We start from the raw sequence: 22,816 nt of genomic DNA on the forward strand, positions 1-22,816 counted from the left end.
ATTATAGATAACGGTAGCGAAGCCGGGTAATCCGTTGTTCGCAAAGCTCGATAATTTGTTCTGTCCAATCGTTCCGTTGAGCGATCCTCTGGCTTATATATATGTGCCTTGCCCAGCTTAGTAATGTATATATCTCGATATCTCTGTTTAAATTTAGGCCAGAGAGTTCTAGGTAATGCTCGACAAATTTGGATGTTTGTTGCTGTGCATAGTTAACTTGGCCGAATTCACGTAAGCATTGTTCTTCAATATGAGCGACAAAGTTACCGACATCCAGAGCAGGGGAACCATAGCAGAGAAGGTCTAGGTCCAAAAGATAGACTTCAGAATCTGCCACTAAGATTTGGTCATGGTAAAAATCACGATGAATAAGTGTTGGCTGGGTTGCTGTGCAAAGCTCGTCAGCCAGTGTCTTGCAATTGTGTAATATATTTTGGATGGTTGGAGCCTTGGTTGGCAATTGATTGGCGGCAAGAGTCAAATACTCTTCAAGCAATCGAATTTCATCTTGGTTGCTATGATGACGATCGGTATCAATGTGATGGAAATGAAGCTTGTGGAGTGCTTGGGCAATTCGTTGTGAAACAGAATGACTTTTTTGTTGGCAAAATAGATCAAAGCAGCTTTTACCTGCCACTTTGCTTTGGAACCAAATATGATGATCGGATGAACATCCTAAAGGTTTGGGGACCTGAATCCCATCATTGCCATTGGGGCCAAATTGAGCGTTATAAAGGGCTTTATTGGCATGCCAAGTCCGTTTATCAAAGCCTTTGATTCTGACCTTACCGAGTATTGAAATTCGTTCTCCGTTCGCACGCTCTAGCGTATATTCAATCATGACTCGCTTATTGGCTTTATACCGTGTAACTGCAATGCAAATTAGGCGATCCGCGCTCGATAAATCCTTGATGCTCCTTAGCAGCAATTGCCTGGCATAGGGTAGGTCAAACAGCTCGGAGGAAAACGTCAGCCTTCCCTCTAAGTTATTGACTTCGGATAGTAATTTGAAACTTTGTAAATGTTGTTCACAGCGTTCAATCAGATGGTAAATGGAAGCTGCCCATTGAGGGTGGGCATCACGAAAAGGCTGATGTGCAAGCTGCAGTAACGCTAAAGCTGTAAATAGTTCAATTTCATAACTATGGTTTTTTTTGAGTTCGCCATACCCTTGTAGTAAAGCCCGACGATAACTTTGTGACCTAGCAAAAGAAACATCGCCACCTAGAGAATCAAACTCTAGGTGAGCGATAAATGTCCCGATGTCATAGGCTGAATACCAATAGCATACATCATCAAAATCTATCAGCCGGTTTCCATTGGGTGTCACTAACACTTGTGAGGCATAGAAATCACCGTGGATAACGGTTTTATCGGCCTTTAGGTCTTGTAATCGTTCTAATAATTGAGAGGTTAGGTGAGTCAGCCTGCTCTTTAGCTTAGGCATAAGGTGCGCCAGATCTTCTGTTCGACTTTGCAAACTCCGTAAGAAATTTGCTGTGTTTTTATGGATCACACGCTTAGGTTTTGATTTTTGATGAAAACATCTAAGGTATTGACCACATTCATAAAAAGGCGCGAGATCGTTCTGGTTAATATGGTACCAGTGAGTTAGGTTGCGTCCTTCAATCCAGCGAAAAACTAACAATTTATGCTTGCTGCTGCGCCCTACTACATCAAGCAGGTGTTGAGAATGGAGCTTTCTTCGACGAGAGAGGTTAGCGAGTTTGTACCTTTGATCTGTATAGGCTTTAGCAACCAGTACTTCACCTGAAGTTAATTGGAGTTTGAGTACCAGACGTCTTTCAGGTTTGTATTGTAGAATTTCACTACTCTGGATATGTGGTTGGACTTGAGCCTTGGGGTAGAGCGCGCGAGCTAGTAAATTTGGCAAAGATTCTGGTGATAATAAACGGGGAAGCACTTTTAGTTTTGCATCGAGTGGAAACGGGTAAATAATCATCAAATGTTTTTTAACTATTATCGGAATTATTTGATTGGCGTTTTGAGCGGTTTTTATACTCTCAAGCTTAGCGGAGTCTTTAGCAGTGTAGGCTTTTACGTAGCAAGTAGTAGATCCGCTTCCACTCTCAATAAGGTATTTAACTAAACAATTCGTCTCTGGTTTGTAACGTATATAGACTTTTGTCAGTGCGAATATGTCTACGTCCTGCATGTACTGGCGCATCAATGCTAGCATCTTGGATTCATCTAGAATGATATGCAAACCTAATATTTCTGACTCTCGGCCAATCAATGGTTGGTCTTCAGGTTGCATTTACCCTCCTTGAGCTGATTGTGTTTCAGGCGAGGTAAAATGTGTTAAGTACATTCCGGCTTTATCGGTGAGTTCCGCCTGAGTGCCCTGCTCAATAACCTTACCTTTGCGCATACAAACCACATAATCACATTGTTCAGCGAGCTCTCTCCTATGGGTAATAATCAATGCTGTGCAATCATTCGCTAGCCTCATTAGCGCACGACTTACTTGACTCTCAGTTGCTGGATCTAAGCCAGTTGTAGGTTCATCTAGAATTAAGATGGGGGCTTGTCGAAGTGCTGCTCGCGCAATGGCTATTCGCTGTCTTTGCCCAGCGGATAAGGTTACCCCTCGTTCACCGACGAGTGTGTCATAGCCGTTTGGTAACGACATAATGAAATCATGTATCTCTGCTTGCTTTGCTGACTCATATACACGCTCTATCTTCACGTCACCTTGACCAATCGTTATGTTATTGAGAATCGAAGTCGCGAATAAGGCGGTTTCTTGCATCACTACCGAGATTTGCTGACGGACACTTTCAAAGGTGTATTCACGGATATCGACACCATCAATGTATACACCTCCGCGTTGAGGGTCATGTAAGCGCAGGAGTAATGCAATTAGGGTAGATTTTCCACTGCCTGAAGAGCCGATAACTGCGACTTTTTTTCCTTTAGGAATATTTACAGTAATGTTTTCGAGGTTGGTTACCTCATCATCTAAATAGGAGAATTCAATATTTCGGAACTGGATATTTCCGTTGAAAGAAGGTGCTTCAACTGCATTCGGTAGATTCTCGATATCTTTTTGGTGCTCAAGAATATCTAATACTCTCTCTCCCGCCGCAGACGCCTTGGCAAGTCTCGCGGTATATTTGGTAAAATCTCGTATGGGGCGAAATACTCGTCGTAAGTAATAGGTGAATACGAGTAGCTCACCAAGGCTTAATTGTTCTTTGATAACCAGCAAGGCGCCATACCAAAGTACCAAGGCGGTAGATATCGCCATAAGTATTTCGACGTTTCTCTGTAGTGACGCGGCAAGTCTTTTTCCTTGGACTCCCTCCTTGAGGCTTTTACTATTGGCTTCACTGAAAATATTAGAAAATCGGTCTTCTAACGTTAATGCCTGTACGGATTTAATGGAGTGAATGGATTCTGATGCTGTGGCTGCCATTACTCCCTCGCGTTGACGATTTTTGCGTGCGACTTTGTGGATTTTTTTGCTTTTGTTTAACGTGACAAACCAGAGCAGTGGTAAGGTGCACAATGAAACCAGTGCGAGTTGCCAATTCAGCCAAAACATGACGCCAATAATACAAAGGAAGATCAGGCTGTTGCCTATCAATGGTACCGCTGCAGTTATGGCGATTTCTTTCATTAGCCCCATGTCACTAATGATGCGAACGACTAGGTCGCCACTACGTTGTTGCTGATGGTAAATTGTAGACAACCCTTGGATATGATTGAACACTTTGCTACGCAGGCTAATGATGATGTGGTTGCCTGCCAGAGCCATTAGTACCGTGGTCGCATAAGTCAGAACTGCGCGACCTAAAATAATGATGACTAAAGTCGCAGCTAATATTGCAAAATAGGATGAAATTGGCAGTGTCGACAGTATTTGTAGATCTTGCGCCGCGTTGAACTCTGGCGAGGCTAAGCGATCAATGATGTATTTCAGTGGCCAAGGTTCTATCAAGCGCATTAATGTTTGGCCAAATAAACACGCAAACGCTCCGGCAATGAGCCATTTTCTCTGTTTAATGTAGGGCCGCACGTAATCATAAAAGCGCAGTAGACCGGGTAAGCTTTGCTTTAATCCTTTAGGTCTCGCCATTGCTTCGCTCCACCGTCAGTCCTGACCAATTTAGAATATTTTCGACACGACTTTGCCAGCTATGGTATCGCTGGGCTTCATCCTGTCCGATTTTGCCCCATATCATTGCCATTGTGTGATTGTCCGCTAAGAACTCCATGGCTTCGATAAGGCTCGTAATGCTTGACGATGAGCAAGTAAGCCCAGTTTTATGGTCAGTGACTATCTGTGGTATCTGACCTATATCACTCGCAATAACAGCCAGCCCTGCGGCCATGTACTCATAAATTTTCAATGGTGAAAAATAGAAGTTCTCTGCACTAGGATATGGGGCGACGCCTACATCCATTTGGGTATACATTTCTGCCATGTCAGATGGGGCGACCATTCCAACTATCTCTACACTGCTCTCTAATTTTAAGTGTGCTACTTGCAACTCTAGTGTTTGCCGCATTGGGCCATCACCAATGATTATAAGTCGTGTGTTTGGAAAGTGTGTGTGCACAATTGCGAAAGCTTCAATGAGCCTGTCCACCCCATGCCAAGGCTTGAGTGTTCCGACAAAGCCAAAAGTGAAAAGGTGGTCGGTAATTGAACGCTCGGCACTAGAGCAAATAAAACGTTCAGTATTGACGCCATTGGGAAGAACCTTCACTTTATCATGTGCTTGGGGGTAGGTATCAACATAGTCAGCGACCTGTTCCGACACAGCAAGTATTAAGCTTGCTGATGAAAAGCATTGTTGAGTAATGTCTCTTGCTGCTTGTTCATCAACTAAGCCTCGGTATTTTTGTTGCTCTTCGACGAGAGGTGCGTTCACCTCTAATATCGCCGGTATACCTTTACTCGCGGCATAAGACATGCCGGCATGGCTCCACAACGAGTAGCGCTCATAGATAAAATCGTAAGGTTCACACTGGATGAGCTGTGACATTATGGCGGCGTTATCTTGAATATCTGCTTGTTCTCTTAATGCTCTATCGGATATTTTGGCGTGTTTAATTCGATGAACATCGAGCTGATGTAAGTCTTTAGGGCACTCACCTCCAATGGAAGCGACGTGAAAATCAACATCGATATCCGTTTGAGTAAAGGCGCGTGCGACCTCTTGTACGTGCAATGAACAGCCTTTACTACCAAAAATAGGAACGCCGCGATCGGAACACACATAGGCTGCTTTCATAATGCCTCCATAATTCTTGTATTATGTATGCTGAAATTGAGTTCGTATCTTTTTACAATTTTCATGAATGTCGAACTCATGCTCGATGAGTAAGCGCGCTTGTTCTGCTAAACGAACTCTCAGCTCTGAGTTCTCAAGCATCTTCTTCAGTGCTTCTGCTAGAGAGTTTGGGTTATGCTGCTCTACCATCAGACCTGTTTTTCCATTGAAGATGACTTCTGGAATGCCCGTAACATCAGTGGAAACGCATGGTGTCCCTAACGCCATAGCTTCGAGTAATACGGTCGGCAAACCATCACGATTTCCGTCTTCTCCAACTACGCACGGCGCGGCGAATACTGCCGCATTACGTAGGCGAGCTTTTACCTCTTTCTGTGGTAAAGAACCTTGCATTGTGACTACATCTTGGACACCGAGCGCGTGAATTTGCTGTTCTATCTCTGTCTTTAGCTCCCCGTCACCAATTAGCTCGCACTGAAACACAACGCCTTGTTGTTTAAGCAAGTGACAAGCAGCAACAAGATCGCAGAATCCTTTTTTTTCAACTAATCGGCCAATAGCGCAAATTCGAGGTTCACGCTGATTAGGAGAGGTATAGGGGAAATCGTTTAGATCTAAGCCGTTATATATTCGAATAACTTTGCTCGTGTCTACGCCTAGTTCCTCTGTTAAATAGCTTTGATTAAAATTGCTCACTGTGATGGCACGCTGTGCTTGAGAAAATTTAACCGTGAGTGCTGCAAAGTCATTATCTTGGTGAAATATATCTTTTGCGTGAGCGGTAAATGTGAAGGGAACATGAGTTATAGCTGAAGCGATTTGAGCCACAGATGTTGACGTGGTCGCAAAGTGAGCGTGCAGGTGAGTAATGCCCATACGGCTGATATGAAGAGACAGCTCTAATGCTTGAAGTATCTCTCTAGCACTGGCACTTGGGTATCTGCCGAGAATGTTCCACACCTCTGGAAAGCGACGCGATACTTTTTTCTGCCGTTCCCAAAAGGTACTTGCGCGGTCAGCTTTTGCTGGCAAATAGGTTACTGGTGCCTTAACACGCGCAATAATATCTTGAAAATGGGTATCTTGGGGGGGTAACAATGCGAAGATATGGATGTTTACCCCGGCTCGTTCGTGAGCCAGAATCTCATTGACGATAAAGGTCTCTGAGTAGCGCGGATATCGTTTGACGACGTAGGCAACATACATAGGACTATTCCTTCCATTGAGTAAGTTTTCGCTAAGCCCTAACCAACGCTATGTTTCTATTGTTTTTATTAGTTTGTTTTTTGCGCAACAAGTAATCTGTCTAGCTTTTCCATTCCGTTTAAATGGATCTTGTCAGGAAATGGCAATAGCGCCTCCTGAGAAAAGAGTTTGTTGGCAATTTTCTTACCTAACACACTAGGCGTAAGTTCATTTGGGTGAATACATTCAAATATTTCTAATCGACTAAAACACTGCGCGCGAAGCAGTTGTTCGGCGACAGGAGTGACTCTTGGGACTATGATTGCCGGCTTTTTAACTGATAAAATTTCACATATGGTGTTGTAACCTCCCATTGCTACGACCAAATCTGCGGCAGAAAGGTAGCTAATAAAGTGGGGAGTGAACTCCAACAGAGTAACATGTGGCATTGAACTCGCGAGATGACGTAGTTGTTCCACACCAGCATCATTCATCTCAGGCCCATAAAATACGACTGTGTTGACTTGGTGACCCCATGCACTTTGAGCTAATGCTTGCAAGTAGGTTGTAAGCACAAGACTTCCATCGTCCCCTCCACCTGCTGCTGCAACGATAAGCTTGCGATCTGTTGAGGCTAAGCCGTTTTGAACTTGATTTCTTTCATCAGGCTGTTCAGTGCGTTGTAGATAGCCACAAAATTGGGTTTTTTGTGCGATGCTAGAAGGGAAGCGATACTCCGCGGTGACATCAAAGATCTTTTGTTCACCAACAACTAACACTTGATCATAGTACTTCTCTACTAATTGGTAATAGCCATTTTTTTGCCAGATATGCTGCGTCACCTGTGGTGAATCCAATATATCTCTTAGCAGCAGTACACACCGTGGTGATTTATGCTGTGAGGAAAGAAATAATAGCGTTTGTTTAAGCTCACCATTGAGCCCTTCGGGCTTTTTATCGACTAAAAGTAGATCGGGTTTATAAGAGGCCACAATCTGATGTATGACTGCTGATCTAGATTGCACAAGTTGCTCTGCGCTATAACAAGCCAGCTTTGCTGAGTAGCGGCCCGATTTTGAACGTTGCAGACAAGGTAGTTTGACATAGTCGATCTGTGGATGCGTGCGGAATGCGTGCAACATGGGAGAGCCAGTGATCAGCAAAATATACAGATCACTGTGTCGACTAACCAGCTCATTGGCAATAGCCACCATACGGCGAATATTCCCTAGGCCATAACTATCATGTGAATAAAACAGCAGCTTTTTCATGTGAGCTTTTGCTTCTCTGACTATCTTCTGAATAATGTGAGTTTGTTAATACTTAAGTTTAGAACTCTCTGAAGTATAGTCGTGAGTTTCCTTTCTTTGAGCTCGGATTACTTGAAAAGTATCAATGCGGCGAGCTACCGTTTTAGAGAGACTTAGTTATGTTATTGATGCCTATTCTAATTTTTAGTTTTTTAACCCCAGAGCTAATCCGAATAGCAGTAGCCCTGCGCCACATAATTGATTAAGTCGATGCTTGGCTTTACTCAGTGTGGTTTGCAGCTTATTAGAGGAGAACAGCAGCGCGACTAGTACAAACCATAGGCCGTGTAGAAGCATCATATAGCCACCATAGATCAGTGCGTTGTTGTTACTTGATGCGTCATTGGTCATTACCTGACTAAAAATACTCAAGAAAAACAGCATGGTTTTAGGGTTGAGCACATTGCAAAGAAAGCCTTCCCCTAGATAGCGCCAAGCGGATTTGGCTGCGCTCGGCTCGATTGGATTAGACGGCGCTGAGGATTGTGCCAAAAGGCCCTTTAACCCTAAGTAAATTAAGTATCCGGCACCTAGGTATCGAACCAGATTAAACAGCCAGGCATTTTGTGAGATTAGGTAACTAATACCGAGCATCGAGTAAGCAATATGAACTCCGATGGCAAAACTGATACCCAATGCACTCATGACACCCGCTTTACGGCCATGATTAAGACTGTTTTTAAGTACCAGAACAAAATCAGCTCCCGGACTAATAACGATTAAGATGCCCAATAGCGCTAAACTTACTAACTCCATATTTATTCCCAGTTTGATTGGATTGTGGCTGGCATTGTAGGTAAATCTGGTTGTGCCTATAATCGAAATGAATTCTAGTTTTATGTGAGAAAAGTTCACTAATGAGGCATCTTAAATCCTTCTATGTTTTTCATGTTGCAGCGCAGTGCTCAAATTACAGCGAGGCTGCAGAGCAACTGAACATTACGCACGGTGCAGTCAGCAAGCAGATTAAAGTGCTGGAAAACTATCTCGACCAGACCTTATTTGTGAAGCAAGGAAGAAATGTCCGCTTGAGTCAGCAAGGTGAGCTGCTGAAAACCTATACAGAGCAGGCTTTTCAAGCGCTTGAAACGGGTGTGGCTAAGTTAGAAACACAAAATCAAAACGTACTAGAAGTCTCCTGTGAGCCGACACTAACCATGCGTTGGTTAATGCCTAGATTGTCTACGTTTAATGACGACTTCGCGACGGATGTGCGCTTATCAACCGCAGGCGGAGCAATCAATCTGGAGCGATCTGGATTATCCATGGCGATACGACGAGATGACTTTGCTATTCCCCATGACTATCAGCAAACTCCTTTAATTGAAGAGTGGGTTGGACCTGTGATGTCACCAGAGTACTGGCAACAAGTCGAACAGGATTTGAGCGTCATGAAACTGCTGCACAGTCAGACACGTCCATTGGCTTGGGAAAATTGGTGCAACGAGCGAAACAGACCGAAACTGCTATCCAATGAGCAACAGACTTTTGCTCATTTTTACTTCTCACTTCAAGCCAGTGTTGATGGGCTAGGAGCAACGATAGGCTCTTACCCCTTGGTTGCTGATGACTTGCAACGTGGTAACCTCATCGCCCCGTTTGGTTTTGTCCCGTCGGGGCATAGCTACATCTTACTCAGCAAAAATCAGTCAGCCACAAAATTAGAAGAGCAGTTTCGATTGTGGCTACTGGAATCCTTTAAACAATGTAAACCTTAGCTCGATGAACAGCTTATAAATTCGGACGTTGATTGAATAAACTCGCGATTTAATTGATCGAAGTGCTGGCCCTTCGCGTCAGCTTAAAACCGATATCTGTCACGGCTTCGACTCGGTCGCCTTTGATCTGGTGGAGCAGCTTTTCTGCCGCTTTGGTTCCCATTCGCTCGTAGTCGACTTCGGCACTGGTTAGGCTCGGGTAGGCATGCTCTGCCATTGAAGATCCCTCTAAACAGATGATCGCAATATCGGTTGGCACCTTGAGCACTCTACGGTGGCATTCAAATAAGGCACCGATGGCAATCTCTTCATGGCTACATACCAATGCATTGAGAGTGGAGTCGCGCAGCAGTAGCTTCGCTAAACCTTCGGCTCCAAGTTGTGAAGAAGGGGCCTCGTGCGTGGTTAGAAAGTGATCCGGTGTTAGGTAGTTTTCTATCATCGCGCTTTGCCAACCATGGAGTTTGCGCTGGAGGGTTGAATGCTCACCACGTGCACCAATAAAGCCAACATTATTAAAGCCTTGCTCGATAATATGCTTGGTACAGGACTTCCCGATGTCGAAGTGATCGACACCAATATTCAAGTACTGGGCGGTAGACGTTAGCTCGGCTATCTCAAGTACTGGTGTATTTGCTGCTTCTAACAACTGGTGGGTGCGTTTGCTGTGTTCGCCACCAAACAGTACCACCCCGGCAGGGCGACTTTCGAGAAAGGTTGAAAGCAGTTTTTCTTCTTGATCTACCGAGTAGTCACTGTAGCCGAGAATCAGTTGGTAACCCGCTTTGTTTAGGGTTTGCTGGAAGCTAGGTAGAAACAAGGCACAAGATTTATCGATCAATGAAGGCAGGATCAAAGCAATGGAATAGCTTTCAGCTGAGGCCAATGCACCCGCCGCTTTATTGGGAATATAACCTAGCTCATCAACGACTTGTTGAATCTTTTCTCGCAATTTATCAGACACCAAGTCTGGCGTTCTTAATGCTCGCGAAACGGTCATCGAACCGACACCGGCTTTTTTGGCTACATCGGCAAGTGTGACTTTTCCAGTGCTTCTGCGTTTTCGCGGTTCGCTCATTTTTTTATTTTCGTTTTTTATCTATTAATTCGCCGCGACATCTTATCACAGCCCTTGGGTTGAAATGATATTAGCGCATTAGATGGTGATCACAAGCATATGAAACCGCATTAAGATTAATAAATGGTAGCGCTATCACAGTTTATGATAGCGCTACCAGATAGCGCTATCATTTGTGATCATTGTCCGGTTTTTCCACAGGGAACATCGTTAGAGTAGCGCCATCAAAACAACAAATCGGAAAGATCCAATGCTAAGTGAACTGATTACCTCAGATGTGATTCGAGTCCATGCTGAAGCCAGTGACTGGGAAGACGCTGTTCAAAAATCGTGTCAGGCATTGCTTGATAATGGCGCTGTTGAGCCAAGCTACGTAGAGGCGATTTTTCGCTCGCATCAAGAGCTAGGTCCTTACTATGTCGTTGGCCCTGGTATGGCGATGCCGCATGCAAGACCAGAAGATGGCGTTAATCGTTTATCACTTGCGATCACTGTGATTCAAAACGGCGTTAACTTTGACTCTGAAGGTAATGACCCTGTGAAGATGTTGGTGACGCTAGCGGCAACGGATAGCGATAGCCATGTCGGTGCTATTTCAAAACTGGCTGAGCTGTTTATGAATGAAGAGCATGTAGAGCAAATCTGCAACGCTCAATCTGTCGATGACGTTTTAGCCGTCATCAAGAATTACTAAAACATCACTCCTGACTATCACCCCTATAGATATCAAGAATAAAAAGGTACTGAATTATGAAAATTATGGTTGTTTGTGGACACGGTCTTGGCACGAGCCTGATGATGGAAATGAGCATCAAGGGCATTGTCAAAGAGCTTGAGATTAATGCAGCGGTTGATCACATTGATTTAGGCAGTGCAAAAGGCACAGATTGTGACATCTTTATTGGTACTAACGATATTACTGACCAATTGAAAGCACTCGATGTTGAACCGAAAATCGTCAGCCTAGACAACATGGTTGATAAAGTGGCAATGAAAGAGCGTTTATCTGCGGCTTTACAAGAACTTGGCGCACTATAGGGAGCCATTATGGAATTCTTTAGTTTCTTAATGAACGATGTCCTATCAGAACCTGCGGTTCTGGTCGGTCTTATCGCTCTTATCGGCCTAATCGCTCAGAAAAAGTCGGTGACAGAATGTATTAAAGGCACAGTAAAAACCATTCTCGGTTTTATCATCTTGGGCGCTGGTGCTGGCTTAGTTGTTACCTCCCTAGGTGATTTTGCGACTATCTTCCAACAAGCGTTTGGTATTACAGGTGTTGTACCAAACAACGAAGCGATTGTGTCAATTGCTCAAGAAGCATTTGGTAAAGAGATGGCGATGATCATGTTCTTTGCGATGCTGGTGAACATTCTGATCGCTCGTCTAACGCCATGGAAATTTATCTTCCTGACAGGTCACCACACGTTATTTATGTCGATGATGGTGGCAGCGATCCTTTCTTCAAGCGGAATGAGTGGTGTACCTCTTATTGCACTAGGTTCTTTGGTTGTTGGCTCAGTGATGGTGTTTTTCCCAGCTATCGCGCACCGTTACATGAAGCAAGTTACAGGTTCTGATGATGTGGCTATTGGTCACTTCTCGACACTCTCCTATGTGCTAGCGGGCTTTATTGGCAGCAAGTTTGGTAATAAAGAGCACTCGACAGAAGAGATGAACGTACCAAAGAGTTTGTTGTTCTTGCGTGATACGCCAGTCGCTATCTCTTTCACTATGGGCATCATCTTTATGGTGACCTGTATTTTCGCTGGCGGTGACTTTGTTCGCGAAGTGAGTGGTGGTAAACACTGGTTTATGTTTGCCCTGATGCAGTCGATTACGTTTGCTGGTGGTGTTTACGTTATCTTGCAAGGTGTGCGTATGGTTATCGCTGAAATCGTTCCTGCATTTAAAGGTATTTCAGACAAGCTTGTGCCAAACGCTAAACCGGCTCTCGATTGTCCTGTGGTATTCCCGTATGCGCCAAATGCCGTACTGGTTGGTTTCTTATCCAGTTTTTCTGCGGGTTTGCTAGGTATGTTCCTACTTTACGTGATGGGCTTAACTGTGATTATTCCGGGCGTGGTACCGCACTTCTTCGTCGGTGCAGCAGCGGGTGTATTTGGTAACGCAACAGGTGGCCGCCGTGGTGCAATCTTAGGTGCTTTTGCACAAGGTCTACTGATTACCTTCCTACCAGTATTCCTAATGCCAGTATTAGGCGACCTAGGCTTTGCTAACACAACATTCAGCGACGCAGACTTCGGTGCAGTTGGTATCTTACTTGGTTTGATTGTTCGCTAATATCAAACTTCAGAAACATAAAAGCCTCCCTGTTGAAGTGGAGGCTTTTTTGATAGCGAGAGAACAATCAAGCTGAATCGACGAGTACCCACTCAGTTCGGTGTAGATATTAAATCGAGGAAGTAAGCTATAACTATAAGATAACTATTCACTTATTCGAATTAAGACAAGCTTGGCTATGGGAGTATGAAATGACTCATTCTATTGCGATTCAAGACCAAATACCGAACAACCACTGCTATGGATGTGGCGCTGAAAATGAACACGGACTGCAAATTAAGAGCTATTGGCAATCAGACAGTGAGGCGAGCTGTGAGTTTGTTCCTCACAAACATCATTGCGCGGGACCAACTCATTTCCTAAATGGTGGCATCATATCAACCATAATCGATTGCCATTGTGTGTGTATGGCTATCGCGAAGGGATATCAACTCAGCGGGCAAGAAGTCGGCAAAGGAGAACCCGTTTGGTTTGCCACGGGGAGTTTAAATATCTCATTCCTTAAACCTGTCGCTATGGATTCTACCGTTACATTGAAAGCCAAGGTTGTCGAAGCATTTGAGAAAAAGATAGTGCTGGAGTGCGAGCTTCACTCACAAGACAGCGTTTGTTGCCGAGCAGAGGTGATTGCCGTCAAAGTGCCAAATGAGTGGTTTTCTGGTTGATACTCGCTCCTTACAATATTACGCATCGCGTAAGAATGGCAAGGCGAGACTTATAGACGAAAAAATACTCACAAGCTTTCTATTTCATAAGTCGTTACACAACTCGGGGTTTAAACGCTTTACATCTTAAGCTAAGCATTGAACACTTCGCTTTGAAACTAAAACAAAGATGACAGAGTAGAGCCAGTAACAATTATGAGTAACACCACGACGAAAAAGTCGAACCCCCTATTTGAGATCCTGTTTAACGTATTTATTCCTTCCTTCATCCTGATGAAGTTTAGTGGCGAAGAGCACCTTGGTACTGTCATGGCACTTGTGGTGGCATTGGCATTCCCTATTGTCTACGGCGGTATGGATCTTATCCGTAATAAGAAGTTCAATTTCATTGCTGCGCTTGGCTTTGTCAGTGTGCTATTGACTGGTGGTATTGGCTTGCTTGAACTTGATACGCGTTGGCTAGCCTTGAAAGAAGCTTTGATTCCCGGCCTTATTGGATTAGCGGTTTTAGGTTCTACCTTTACCCGTTATCCATTTATGCAGAAGATGATTCTTAACGATACAGTACTAAACCTCGCGGTGATCACTGAGCGTTTAAAAGAAAACGGTAAGACGGACGCGTTTGAACGTTGCCTGATGTCATCGAACTATTTGTTTGCTAGTACGTTTGCATTTTCTTCAGCGATGAATTATTTCCTTGCAACTTGGATTGTGACTAGCCCAGCCGGAACCGCAGAGTTCAATGAAGAGCTAGGTAAACTCACCCTATACAGCTACCCAATTATCGCAATCCCTAGCATGTTGATGATGTTTGGTATCTTCTACTACGTTTGGCGTCAAATTCGCACCATGACGTCACTTGAGACCGAGCAGATTTTCCATTCTAGATAGGAATAGTTGAACAATAGAAGGGGACGGATAACGTCCCTTTTTTATGGGCAACTTTCCGCTGCCAATCATCTTGTCTGTTTCACCTTGCTCCGCTTTAGCTGCTCTTCATCACATGGTTCGTTCACCAACATTTCATATCTTAGAGTTGATACTCAACCAAATGGATATTTGTGATCCCTGCCAGATGCATATGCACTTATAGCATCTATGTTTATATCGGATTTTATAAACTCGATGAAAAGGAGATCAAAATGAGACGAGTCTTATCGATTGACGGAGGTGGTATTCGGGGCATCATCCCTGCGTTAGTTCTTACTAAATTGGAACAAGAAACGGGTAAACCATGCTGCCAGCTCTTTGATTTAATGTGTGGCACTTCAACTGGCGGCATTTTATCTATGGGCTTAAGTATCAATGTTCCTGGAACTAACGAACCTTACAGTGCCGCAGAGCTGGTTGAGATTTATCGTGAGCATGGATCAGATATCTTTCCACGCAGTCGATGGAAAGGTGTGACGTCTGTCGGTGGTTTAAGCGATGAAAAATATCCTTCAGATGGCATCGAATCCGTGCTGATGAAGTATTTTCGTTCAGAGCCGTTAGAGAGCGCCCAAACTAAGGTCATGGTTACAAGCTATGATATTGAAGCGCGCGAACCCTTCTTTCTAAAAAGTTGGAACTCAAATACTCAGCAAGTATCTATGCGCTTAGCGGCCAGAGCAACGAGTGCGGCACCAACTTATTTTGAACCTGCTTTGGTCAAGGTTAATAACAAGCGCAGAGCACTAGTCGATGGTGGTGTATTTATTAACAACCCTGCGGTTTCAGCCTATGTAGAGGCAAAAAAACTTTTCCCAAATGATGAAATCAAGCTGCTCTCTTTGGGCACCGGAGAGCTAGTAAGATCTATTCCATTCAATCAAGCCAAAGATTGGGGCAAAGTCGGCTGGGCTCTGCCTGTAATGAGCTGCATGTTCGATGGCGTATCTGATGCTGCTGATCACCAATTGAAGGTATTGCTAGGCCAAGACTACTTACGTTTACAAACCGTCTTAACGGATGCGGATGATGATATGGACAACGTAAGCAAGAGCAACATCAGTGCTTTAAGTCGCTTGGCAGAGCAACTTATCGATCAACAAGTAAATACTCTTTTAGAGTTCTTGTCATAGTAGGAGGCGAATATGAATACGATCAAAGATTTAACCAAGGATGAGTTTAGAGATTTACTGGATGACTACTTTGCGCCACCAGAAAAGCGTATGAAACTCACGGCTGATGAAGCAAAAATTCTCGCTCAGAAGCTGAATACTGAAATTAATGTTCCACTAGTGAGTGAGACTAAAGAGGAGAAAATACTGCTGAAGGTGGTGATTAAAGTAGACACCTTTCTATACGACAACTTGCCTAATGAGTTCTATGACTTGGTGAGAAGCCTTGATCAAGGCATTGACGATCAAGAAGCAGAGAGGCTAGTGAAACGTTTGACCTCGCTTGCGAATGATAAAATTGATATCCCTTACATTCCGGAAGTCGGGGAATATTTTGCAATCAAATTTGTTATTGGTGTCATTGTTAACTCCGCTCGCAAACATTGGGATTTCTTCAAGGCTAGCGAAGCAATGGAGTCTGACAAGATATTGCCAGCTTAGAAATGGGACAAGTGCACTTAGTGCTTAATCATAGTAGGAGGCAAGATTATGCCAGCGACATCCGATTCAAGAGCCTACAAGCAACTCATTCAGGATCGTTACACACCTGATAAAATACGTATTCTTTCCGAAGGTGATTCTTGGCTTAACTACCCAAGACGCTATTTTATCTTCGGTAAAGATGCCAATGTTGTCGACCATTTAGCAGATAGGAACAACTTGCTAATTTATAACACATCGTCTAACGGAGATGAGGCAATTGATATGATCTCCGGTGATGAAAAGCTATCTCTGTTAAAGCGCCTCTCGCACAATGAGTTTGATCTACTACTCTTTTCTGGTGGTGGGAATGACATCGTAGGTCGGTATGACTTTGGGTTCTTTATTAGAGAAAAGCAGCCAGGTATGGATTGGCAACAATGCATACTCGAACATCGCGTAGAGATGAAGCTCAAGCAAATAGAAAATGCTTATCGCGTGCTGTGCGAGCTAACGATGGAGTACTCAAAGAATCCAGATATTAAAATTGTCACACATACTTATGATTTTGTTCAGCCTAATCCGACGGGGTTTGAACTGTTCGATATCATTCCGGTGGGCAAGTCTTGGGTTTACCCGTACCTAAAAGCTAAGAAGATTACTGATGCAAGTGATCAAGAAAAGATCATTAATCACCTATTAACGCGATTTAAACAGCGGTTAATCGAGGTAGCCAATGACTACGAGATACTGACGGTAGTTGATACGCAAGGCTTGCTCAATAGTGATCAATGGCGCAATGAAATTCACCCTACGTCAGAAGGTTTTGGTGTGGTAGCAGACCACATATATCATCAGGCAATTGCGTAATATTGATTTAGCAGGGCCTAGTGAGGAGATGGCCTCAGTGCGTGAAGACATCACCCTGTCAAAAGGGTATTTATGAGAATGATGGTTAAGTAAAAAACAAGGCCGCTCTTCACGCTAGTCCTGCTTATTACTCGCTAAGGATTTGTGATTTTTCCTGACCATCAGTATCACATATGAAAAATGCTTTTGTTACGCGTTTGTGGCCATTTATGAGTTACGAAGTGCTATCTGTTAAAGTTCGGAGCAGAAGCCCTTTTACCGAAAGTTGCACATCGTTTACGTTGATTTACATTACACAGACTATTATATATGCCAGCTATGTAACCAGCCCAATGCATTGTTCTGTTGAGGTTAATTACTACACTTAAACTTCATACTTACTTCTGGACTTTTATTGATGATGGCTACAAACAATCAAGTATTCGCTCTTTCGTCTATCGCCTTGTTGTTGGCTGGCTGCTCCCCATCCTCCGACCTAACTGTAAGCGGAAGCGCGAATGACTACAAAGGTTCAGCTAGCATTACCCAAGGTCTTGCAAAAACAATAGAAAAAAACCTATTTGATTGTGCGAATGGTCGAAGCCGTGTTGCAGGCGTTGGTGAAATTGTTGATGCTGACGGAAAGGTATGGACAGTTCCTGCTCAAAACCATTTCACAACTGCACCAAATGCGGTCGATCTTTATGAAGAGTGCACCAACATCAAACCTGAAAGTATAGCCGATGTGGATGAAGACTCAGTCCCTGTGACTGTTATCGATTCAGATGGTGAAGAGATCACTGGTTACATCTTTGCTGACAACTATTTCGAGTTATATATTAATGGTCAGCTCGTTGCAGTAGACACGGTACCTTTCACGCCGTTTAATTCTAGTATCGTAAAGTTTAAAGTAAACAAACCATACACTATTGCTGTAAAAGTAATTGATTGGGAAGAAAACTTAGGTTTAGGTACAGAAGATAACCGTGGCAAGGCATTCCACCCAGGTGATGGTGGCTTTATCGCAAGCTTTAGTGATGGCACAGTGACGGGTTCCGACTGGCAAGCACAGACATTTTATACTGCACCAATCTATGATTTAAGCTGCCTAAGTGAGGTTGATGGTAAACGCTTATCTGAGAACTGCATAACAGAAGGCACAGATAACGGTGCAAATGCTTATGCTGCTCATTGGGAGACCCCAAGTAACTGGATGGCAAAAGACTTCGATGCAGTTTCATGGCCTCAAGCGACTGAATATTCAGAAGATGAAATTGGTGTAAATAACAAAAAATCTTACATGAACTTTATTGATAAATTCAGTGGGGCTGGAGCAAGCTTCATCTGGTCCACAAATGTTGTTTTGGATAATGAAGTTTTACTTAGATACGAAGATTAAGATTAAGATTAAGATTATAAGGACAGGCACCATAAAATGATACTAATACTCCTGGCATAAATTAAGGGTGAAATCGGTATCAATTTGTGCAACTGGAGGGAGAACTGCGGTCTGTTAGTCGCTATTCTACGGGATTGAGTCTATTAAGGCTTATTTGAGTAATGAGTGACTCACCAAACTCACTTGTGGTTTGGTGTGGTTTCCTAACTAAAAATCTAAGGGCTGGCTAAGAACTAACTATCCAACCGAAGTAAATTGATTCTCTTTCGATTCATCATCTGTTTAGCAATCATTGCACTTTGGGTGCAACCTACTGTGGTGCAGCGCAGACGCTCCAACTGAGTACAAGCTTCAAACCAGTCTACTTGATTGACCTTAAGTCGTTGTAATATCGGCAACGTATCTTCACTTAAGCTCGCCTTACCTTCTCGGTATTGACGTGCTGTCCAATCGACCAGCTTGATGTAATCCATCAGTCGGAAGGGAATACCATCAAGTTGATGATTGCTGGTATTACCAACAAAAGGGTGAAGACAAGGTGCAGTCTCTTGCTGATTATTTAATGCATCAATCCTCGCTTTAATCGATGTGTAGTCGGAGGTTTCTGGTGTTTTGGCTATTCCTGCTCTTAATGGATTTAAGTCGACATACGTCATAGCCGCAGCGAGCGCCTGCTCATCAAGCAAGGCCTGACTTTTGAAGCGGCTTTCCCAGAAATGTCCTTTGCATTGGTCTTCTTTGTTGGCTTGGCAGGCAATCTCAAAATTAAGCTCTTTCATAAACCAACTCAGGTTCCATAGTCGCTCGCGCCAAGATTCGATAATTGCTAAACACGCTTCACGTTCGGCCTTACTGGTTAGCTGCCCTTCTAACCATCGCGTTACTATATTTGGCAGTTTGTGCCCCCTCTGCCAACGCTCAACCACCTCAAGATACGATAGGTTTAGGGCTTTGTCTCGATTGATGTGTAAGACCAAGTGGTAGTGGTTACTCATTATGGCGTAGGCGCAGATGTCGATGCAGTAAAGTTGCGTTAGTGCCATCATTTTTTGCTTCACCCACGCTCTACGGTGCTCATAATTTTGCTTGGTGACAGGATCAGTCCCACACAGGAAGCTGCGCCTGACACAGCGAGACACGCAGTGATAATAAGGTGTAGCATCAACGCATATCTGTTGTTTTCTCGCAGTTGTCATCTTTAAGCCTCCCTTTGGTGATTTACCCATTGAGGTTAAGAATGCCACCAAAAAGCTGCAACCCGCATTAAGTGAACCTTTGGCGTAGGTATCAACAACTCACTCTTATTTCATCCTTTAAAGCGTGTGTCCTTTCTACTTTCATTCTACTCTTCTTGTTAGTTCATAAGCTTAAGTGCTTAGCCAAGAAATCAAACACTATGCGTACTCTTTTACTCGTGTGTAGTTCTCGGTGGCAAACAAGCCATGCATCTAGTTCAAAGGGCTGAAAATGTTCTTTAAACGCAATTCGTAAATCCGGATTATTACGAGCAATGTGCTCTGGCAAAAGAATTAGTGATCGAGTTAACAGTACTAACTGCCACTGCACTAACTGGTTGTTACAGACCAGGGTAAAAGGGTTGTGTTTGAGATCCCAACCGGATCGTTTTAGGTGCTGGCGTAGATACTCTTCCTGATCAAATCCGATGATGGTTACGTTTGCAACCTCATTGGGGGACCTGTCTTGAAAGCTCTTTACCAAATCTTTATGTCCGTAGAGATAAACCGTTTCATGGCCAATTTTCTTAGCGATCAGATCTAAGTCGGTTGGTCTTTTGTAGCGCATGGCGATATCGGCCTCACGGCGTTTCAGATCACTCACTTGGTTGGAGACAATGAGCTCGATATCGACATGCGGTGCGTATTCTTTTAATTGATTAACTAGGGGAGGAAAGCGAAAAAATGCATCGAGCTCCGTTAAAGAAATACTCACCTTGCCTGCGATACTTTCATCTTGCCCCAGTGCGGTGAGCAGCATTTGATTTGCAGACTCGGCCATTTGGCTGACATGTTGGTAGAGTTTTTGGCCGCTGTTGGTAAGAACCAACTTTTTACCAACTCGTTCAAACAGAGTGAGCTTTAGTTCATGTTCAAACGCAGCGATTTGGCGGCCCAAGGTGGGTTGACTCATATTTAAGGCGCGACCAGCAGCTGAGAATGATCCCTCTTCAGCAACGACCAGAAATGCTCGTGCGCGATTCCAGTCAAATTGGATGTGCTTCCAGTCCATGTTGATTTTCCGTTTGTCATTCAAATATGAATGATTGTCATGCATTTTTGATGGATTTCCAAACAATTATGAACTGATAAGCTATTGAATAAGTACAGAAGGCAAAGGGTTTAAAATGAAGATATTGGTACTAGGCGCCACGGGCTCTACGGGTAAATTGGTCGTAAATCAGCTTCTTGAAGCCAACCATGAAGTGGTTGCTTTGGTTAGGGACTGTAATGTGTTACCGGATCATTCAAATTTGACTCAACATCGAACGACCGTTTTGGCGATTGAAGTGGATGATTTGGAAATGATCGTTGCTGATTGCCAAGCGTGCATATGTTGTTTAGGCCACAACTTCACTTTGCAAGGTGTTTATGGAGCACCGCGACTGTTGGTTCGAGACAGCATATTGCGTATTGCTTCAGTGATATCACCTCAACGAAACGAGCCGCTAAAGTTAGCTCTAATGGGCTCAACAGGTGTGAGCAACCATACAATCAATGAACAAGTTTCTAGGCAGGAGAGATTGCTATGCCTTTTGCTACGAGCATTGTTACCGCCGCACCGTGACAATGAAAAAGCAGCTGAGCTCTTAAGCAGAAGTCGTAAACTGAGCACTCTGTTAGAGTGGGTTATCTTGCGACCAGATACCTTGATTGACCGCTGCGACGTAAGTCCATATTCATGGCACAATAGCCCGACTCGCAGTGCTTTGTTTAATGCTGGAGAAACCAGCCGAATCAATGTCGCCAATGCGCTAACTCGCTTAGTGACTGATTCTCAGCTTTGGCTAGATTGGCGGGGGGAAATGCCCGTCATCTACAACGTAGAAGCAAACTAGCAAGCCTAAAAGCAAAGAGCCCCAGTAAGTGACTGGGGCTATATGACTTACTCACCTAAAGCTTTACGTGCTAGCCTCGATGCTGCCGCTTTATGACGTTCCATCAATTGATGAATATCAACACCAATCACTTCACTGTTCATTACTCGCCAGTGACCTGCAACCATCACACGGTCGGCTTGTTGAGCGCCACATAATAGCAGTGCAGCAAGAGGATCATGACTGCCAGAGAAACGAATATCGTCGAGTTTGAACATCGCAATATCGGCCTGTTTACCCACGCTAAGCTCGCCAATATCATTACGTCCCATCGCTTGTGCTGAGCCTTTGGTCGCCCAACGCAGCGCATCAAAATGGGATACGTTTGCCGAGCCATACTGTAGGCGCTGTAAGTACATCGCCATACGCACTTCGGCAATCATGTTTGAGCCATCGTTTGAGGCTGAGCCATCAACGCCTAGGCCGACTTTAACACCTGCGGCTTCTAGGTCATTGTTTTTACAAATCCCTGAAGCAAGCATCATGTTTGATGTAGGGCAGTGGCTAATGCCTACGCCCGCTTGGCCTAGCCTGCGAATCTCTTCATTATTGAAATGGATACCATGGGCAAGCCAAGTTTTGTCATTGAGCCAGCCGACGTCTTCGAGATAATCGACCGGGCGCATACCAAATTGCTCGACACAGAAATCTTCCTCATCCAGCGTTTCGCACAAATGGGTGTGCATCATGACATTCTCTTGCTTGGCGATGTGGGCAGTTTCTTTCATCAAATCTGTCGTGACGGAGAAAGGAGAGCATGGCGCGAGCGCGATTTGGGTCATTGCCCCTTCTTGTTGCTGGTGGTATTGGCGAATCAAACGGTAGCTGTCATCAACAATCGCTTGCTCGGTTTGAATGGTATGCTGTGGCGGTAAGCCGCCGTCTTCTTCACCTAAACTCATTGAGCCACGAGTGAAGATGGCTCTGACGCCAAGTTTTTGCGCCGCTTCGACCTGCAAGTCTATCGCGTGTTCTAAACCGTTTGGCAGCAAGTAGTGATGATCGGAAGCAGTGGTACAACCCGACAGCATCAACTCAACTAAGGCAAGCTCAGTCGCGACACTCATCATCTCTTCATCTAGGTTTGCCCAGACGGGATACAGGCTTTTGAGCCAATGAAACAGTTCTTTGTTTAACGCGTCAGGGTAAGCGCGCGTTAAGGTTTGATAAAAATGGTGGTGGGCGTTAACGAGCCCAGGTGTGACGACATGCCGAGAGGCCTCAACCACATAATCAATTGAGTGGGACGGCGTCCCATGCTTTGGGATAAGTTCGACAACTTTGTTTCCCTGAACCACGAGACCACCTTGGGCGTCTTGCGTGTTTCCGGTATAAATTGCCAGTGGATTCTTAATCCAGATGGTTTCCATTCATAATAGTCCTTAGCCATCTCAGCCATTTCAGGGGAGA

General features: G+C 44.2%; 21 protein-coding genes. 11 read left to right on the forward strand and 10 right to left on the reverse strand.

Features of this window, described 5'->3' with window-relative positions:
* Position 1: 1 nt before the first annotated feature.
* The 6 genes from APB76_RS15005 to APB76_RS15030 all read right to left on the reverse strand — a co-directional run bounded on the left by APB76_RS15005 (position 2) and on the right by APB76_RS15030 (position 8,515).
* A complete protein-coding gene (locus APB76_RS15005) occupies positions 2–2,278 on the reverse strand; it encodes a phosphotransferase (protein ID WP_054961776.1) in 2,277 nt (758 codons plus the stop codon).
* Entirely contained in the window at positions 2,279–4,102 is a 1,824-nt protein-coding gene (locus APB76_RS15010; RefSeq protein ID WP_049845749.1) for an ABC transporter ATP-binding protein, read from the reverse strand. It lies immediately after the preceding gene.
* Positions 4,089–5,264, reverse strand: coding sequence for a glycosyltransferase family 4 protein (locus tag APB76_RS15015; protein ID WP_054961777.1), 1,176 nt, complete (start codon positions 5,262–5,264; stop codon positions 4,089–4,091). The genes APB76_RS15010 and APB76_RS15015 overlap by 14 nt, the downstream gene beginning before the upstream one ends.
* Positions 5,265–5,285: 21 nt before the next feature.
* The gene (locus tag APB76_RS15020) at positions 5,286–6,470 is read right to left on the reverse strand and encodes a glycosyltransferase family 4 protein (RefSeq protein ID WP_054961778.1); all 1,185 of its coding nucleotides are present in this window, start codon (positions 6,468–6,470) and stop codon (positions 5,286–5,288) included.
* A gap of 68 nt (positions 6,471–6,538) precedes the next feature.
* Complete coding sequence (locus APB76_RS15025; protein ID WP_054961779.1) at positions 6,539–7,720, reverse strand: glycosyltransferase family protein; 1,182 nt, start codon at positions 7,718–7,720, stop codon at positions 6,539–6,541.
* Between the two features lie 183 nt (positions 7,721–7,903).
* Positions 7,904–8,515, reverse strand: coding sequence for a LysE family translocator (locus APB76_RS15030; RefSeq protein ID WP_054961780.1), 612 nt, complete (start codon positions 8,513–8,515; stop codon positions 7,904–7,906).
* 101 nt (positions 8,516–8,616) lie between these two features.
* On the opposite strand from APB76_RS15030, the gene APB76_RS15035 reads away from it, so the two are divergent.
* A complete protein-coding gene (locus APB76_RS15035) occupies positions 8,617–9,477 on the forward strand; it encodes a LysR family transcriptional regulator (RefSeq protein WP_054961781.1) in 861 nt (286 codons plus the stop codon).
* A gap of 49 nt (positions 9,478–9,526) precedes the next feature.
* Here APB76_RS15035 and APB76_RS15040 read toward each other — a convergent pair whose 3' ends face one another.
* Entirely contained in the window at positions 9,527–10,555 is a 1,029-nt protein-coding gene (locus tag APB76_RS15040) for a LacI family DNA-binding transcriptional regulator (protein WP_054961782.1), read from the reverse strand.
* 250 nt (positions 10,556–10,805) lie between these two features.
* On the opposite strand from APB76_RS15040, the gene APB76_RS15045 reads away from it, so the two are divergent.
* The 9 genes from APB76_RS15045 to APB76_RS15085 all read left to right on the forward strand — a co-directional run bounded on the left by APB76_RS15045 (position 10,806) and on the right by APB76_RS15085 (position 18,294).
* Entirely contained in the window at positions 10,806–11,249 is a 444-nt protein-coding gene (locus APB76_RS15045; protein ID WP_054961783.1) for a PTS sugar transporter subunit IIA, read from the forward strand.
* Between the two features lie 56 nt (positions 11,250–11,305).
* Complete coding sequence (locus APB76_RS15050) at positions 11,306–11,593, forward strand: PTS sugar transporter subunit IIB (protein WP_004744110.1); 288 nt, start codon at positions 11,306–11,308, stop codon at positions 11,591–11,593.
* A 9-nt stretch (positions 11,594–11,602) separates the two neighbouring features.
* The gene (locus APB76_RS15055) at positions 11,603–12,859 is read left to right on the forward strand and encodes a PTS ascorbate transporter subunit IIC (protein WP_049845742.1); all 1,257 of its coding nucleotides are present in this window, start codon (positions 11,603–11,605) and stop codon (positions 12,857–12,859) included.
* 191 nt (positions 12,860–13,050) lie between these two features.
* A complete protein-coding gene (locus tag APB76_RS15060) occupies positions 13,051–13,524 on the forward strand; it encodes a PaaI family thioesterase (RefSeq protein WP_049845741.1) in 474 nt (157 codons plus the stop codon).
* 195 nt (positions 13,525–13,719) lie between these two features.
* Positions 13,720–14,415, forward strand: coding sequence for a VC0807 family protein (locus APB76_RS15065; protein ID WP_054961784.1), 696 nt, complete (start codon positions 13,720–13,722; stop codon positions 14,413–14,415).
* 251 nt (positions 14,416–14,666) lie between these two features.
* Positions 14,667–15,587 carry a patatin-like phospholipase family protein gene (locus APB76_RS15070; RefSeq protein WP_049845739.1) on the forward strand — a complete coding sequence of 307 codons (921 nt, stop codon included), beginning with the start codon at positions 14,667–14,669 and terminating at the stop codon, positions 15,585–15,587.
* Positions 15,588–15,599: 12 nt separating this feature from the next.
* Positions 15,600–16,067, forward strand: coding sequence for a hypothetical protein (locus APB76_RS15075; RefSeq protein WP_049845738.1), 468 nt, complete (start codon positions 15,600–15,602; stop codon positions 16,065–16,067).
* Positions 16,068–16,115: 48 nt separating this feature from the next.
* Positions 16,116–16,916 carry a hypothetical protein gene (locus tag APB76_RS15080; protein ID WP_054961785.1) on the forward strand — a complete coding sequence of 267 codons (801 nt, stop codon included), beginning with the start codon at positions 16,116–16,118 and terminating at the stop codon, positions 16,914–16,916.
* A gap of 400 nt (positions 16,917–17,316) precedes the next feature.
* Positions 17,317–18,294: a hypothetical protein gene (locus APB76_RS15085; RefSeq protein WP_408058711.1), complete on the forward strand. Its 978-nt coding sequence runs from the start codon at positions 17,317–17,319 to the stop codon at positions 18,292–18,294.
* A 233-nt stretch (positions 18,295–18,527) separates the two neighbouring features.
* Here the strand turns inward: APB76_RS15085 and APB76_RS15090 are convergent, their stop codons facing one another.
* Together APB76_RS15090 and APB76_RS15095 are read right to left on the reverse strand one after the other, a co-directional pair.
* Positions 18,528–19,490, reverse strand: a complete 963-nt coding sequence (locus APB76_RS15090) for a transposase (RefSeq protein WP_193395089.1) — start codon at positions 19,488–19,490, stop codon at positions 18,528–18,530.
* A gap of 163 nt (positions 19,491–19,653) precedes the next feature.
* Positions 19,654–20,541 carry a LysR family transcriptional regulator gene (locus APB76_RS15095; RefSeq protein ID WP_054961787.1) on the reverse strand — a complete coding sequence of 296 codons (888 nt, stop codon included), beginning with the start codon at positions 20,539–20,541 and terminating at the stop codon, positions 19,654–19,656.
* 115 nt (positions 20,542–20,656) lie between these two features.
* On the opposite strand from APB76_RS15095, the gene APB76_RS15100 reads away from it, so the two are divergent.
* Positions 20,657–21,367 carry an NAD(P)-dependent oxidoreductase gene (locus APB76_RS15100; RefSeq protein WP_049843027.1) on the forward strand — a complete coding sequence of 237 codons (711 nt, stop codon included), beginning with the start codon at positions 20,657–20,659 and terminating at the stop codon, positions 21,365–21,367.
* A 47-nt stretch (positions 21,368–21,414) separates the two neighbouring features.
* Here APB76_RS15100 and APB76_RS15105 read toward each other — a convergent pair whose 3' ends face one another.
* The gene (locus APB76_RS15105; RefSeq protein WP_054961788.1) at positions 21,415–22,776 is read right to left on the reverse strand and encodes an 8-oxoguanine deaminase; all 1,362 of its coding nucleotides are present in this window, start codon (positions 22,774–22,776) and stop codon (positions 21,415–21,417) included.
* Between the last annotated feature and the right edge of the window lie 40 nt (positions 22,777–22,816).

Source organism: Vibrio bivalvicida, from assembly GCF_001399455.2.
Lineage (GTDB): Bacteria > Pseudomonadota > Gammaproteobacteria > Enterobacterales > Vibrionaceae > Vibrio > Vibrio bivalvicida.

Bases quoted from the DNA above. Each gene is read 5' to 3' on its own strand.
- APB76_RS15025 (WP_054961779.1), bottom strand. From the start codon at position 7,720: ATGAAAAAGCTGCTGTTTTATTCACATGATAGTTATGGCCTAGGGAAT.
- APB76_RS15080 (WP_054961785.1), top strand. From the start codon at position 16,116: ATGCCAGCGACATCCGATTCAAGAGCCTACAAGCAACTCATTCAGGAT.
- APB76_RS15010 (WP_049845749.1), bottom strand. From the start codon at position 4,102: ATGGCGAGACCTAAAGGATTAAAGCAAAGCTTACCCGGTCTACTGCGC.
- APB76_RS15030 (WP_054961780.1), bottom strand. From the start codon at position 8,515: ATGGAGTTAGTAAGTTTAGCGCTATTGGGCATCTTAATCGTTATTAGT.
- APB76_RS15005 (WP_054961776.1), bottom strand. From the start codon at position 2,278: ATGCAACCTGAAGACCAACCATTGATTGGCCGAGAGTCAGAAATATTA.
- APB76_RS15045 (WP_054961783.1), top strand. From the start codon at position 10,806: ATGCTAAGTGAACTGATTACCTCAGATGTGATTCGAGTCCATGCTGAA.
- APB76_RS15050 (WP_004744110.1), top strand. From the start codon at position 11,306: ATGAAAATTATGGTTGTTTGTGGACACGGTCTTGGCACGAGCCTGATG.
- APB76_RS15065 (WP_054961784.1), top strand. From the start codon at position 13,720: ATGAGTAACACCACGACGAAAAAGTCGAACCCCCTATTTGAGATCCTG.
- APB76_RS15055 (WP_049845742.1), top strand. From the start codon at position 11,603: ATGGAATTCTTTAGTTTCTTAATGAACGATGTCCTATCAGAACCTGCG.
- APB76_RS15020 (WP_054961778.1), bottom strand. From the start codon at position 6,470: ATGTATGTTGCCTACGTCGTCAAACGATATCCGCGCTACTCAGAGACC.
- APB76_RS15085 (WP_408058711.1), top strand. From the start codon at position 17,317: ATGGCTACAAACAATCAAGTATTCGCTCTTTCGTCTATCGCCTTGTTG.
- APB76_RS15070 (WP_049845739.1), top strand. From the start codon at position 14,667: ATGAGACGAGTCTTATCGATTGACGGAGGTGGTATTCGGGGCATCATC.
- APB76_RS15035 (WP_054961781.1), top strand. From the start codon at position 8,617: ATGAGGCATCTTAAATCCTTCTATGTTTTTCATGTTGCAGCGCAGTGC.
- APB76_RS15095 (WP_054961787.1), bottom strand. From the start codon at position 20,541: ATGGACTGGAAGCACATCCAATTTGACTGGAATCGCGCACGAGCATTT.
- APB76_RS15040 (WP_054961782.1), bottom strand. From the start codon at position 10,555: ATGAGCGAACCGCGAAAACGCAGAAGCACTGGAAAAGTCACACTTGCC.
- APB76_RS15060 (WP_049845741.1), top strand. From the start codon at position 13,051: ATGACTCATTCTATTGCGATTCAAGACCAAATACCGAACAACCACTGC.
- APB76_RS15105 (WP_054961788.1), bottom strand. From the start codon at position 22,776: ATGGAAACCATCTGGATTAAGAATCCACTGGCAATTTATACCGGAAAC.
- APB76_RS15075 (WP_049845738.1), top strand. From the start codon at position 15,600: ATGAATACGATCAAAGATTTAACCAAGGATGAGTTTAGAGATTTACTG.
- APB76_RS15015 (WP_054961777.1), bottom strand. From the start codon at position 5,264: ATGAAAGCAGCCTATGTGTGTTCCGATCGCGGCGTTCCTATTTTTGGT.
- APB76_RS15100 (WP_049843027.1), top strand. From the start codon at position 20,657: ATGAAGATATTGGTACTAGGCGCCACGGGCTCTACGGGTAAATTGGTC.
- APB76_RS15090 (WP_193395089.1), bottom strand. From the start codon at position 19,490: ATGACAACTGCGAGAAAACAACAGATATGCGTTGATGCTACACCTTAT.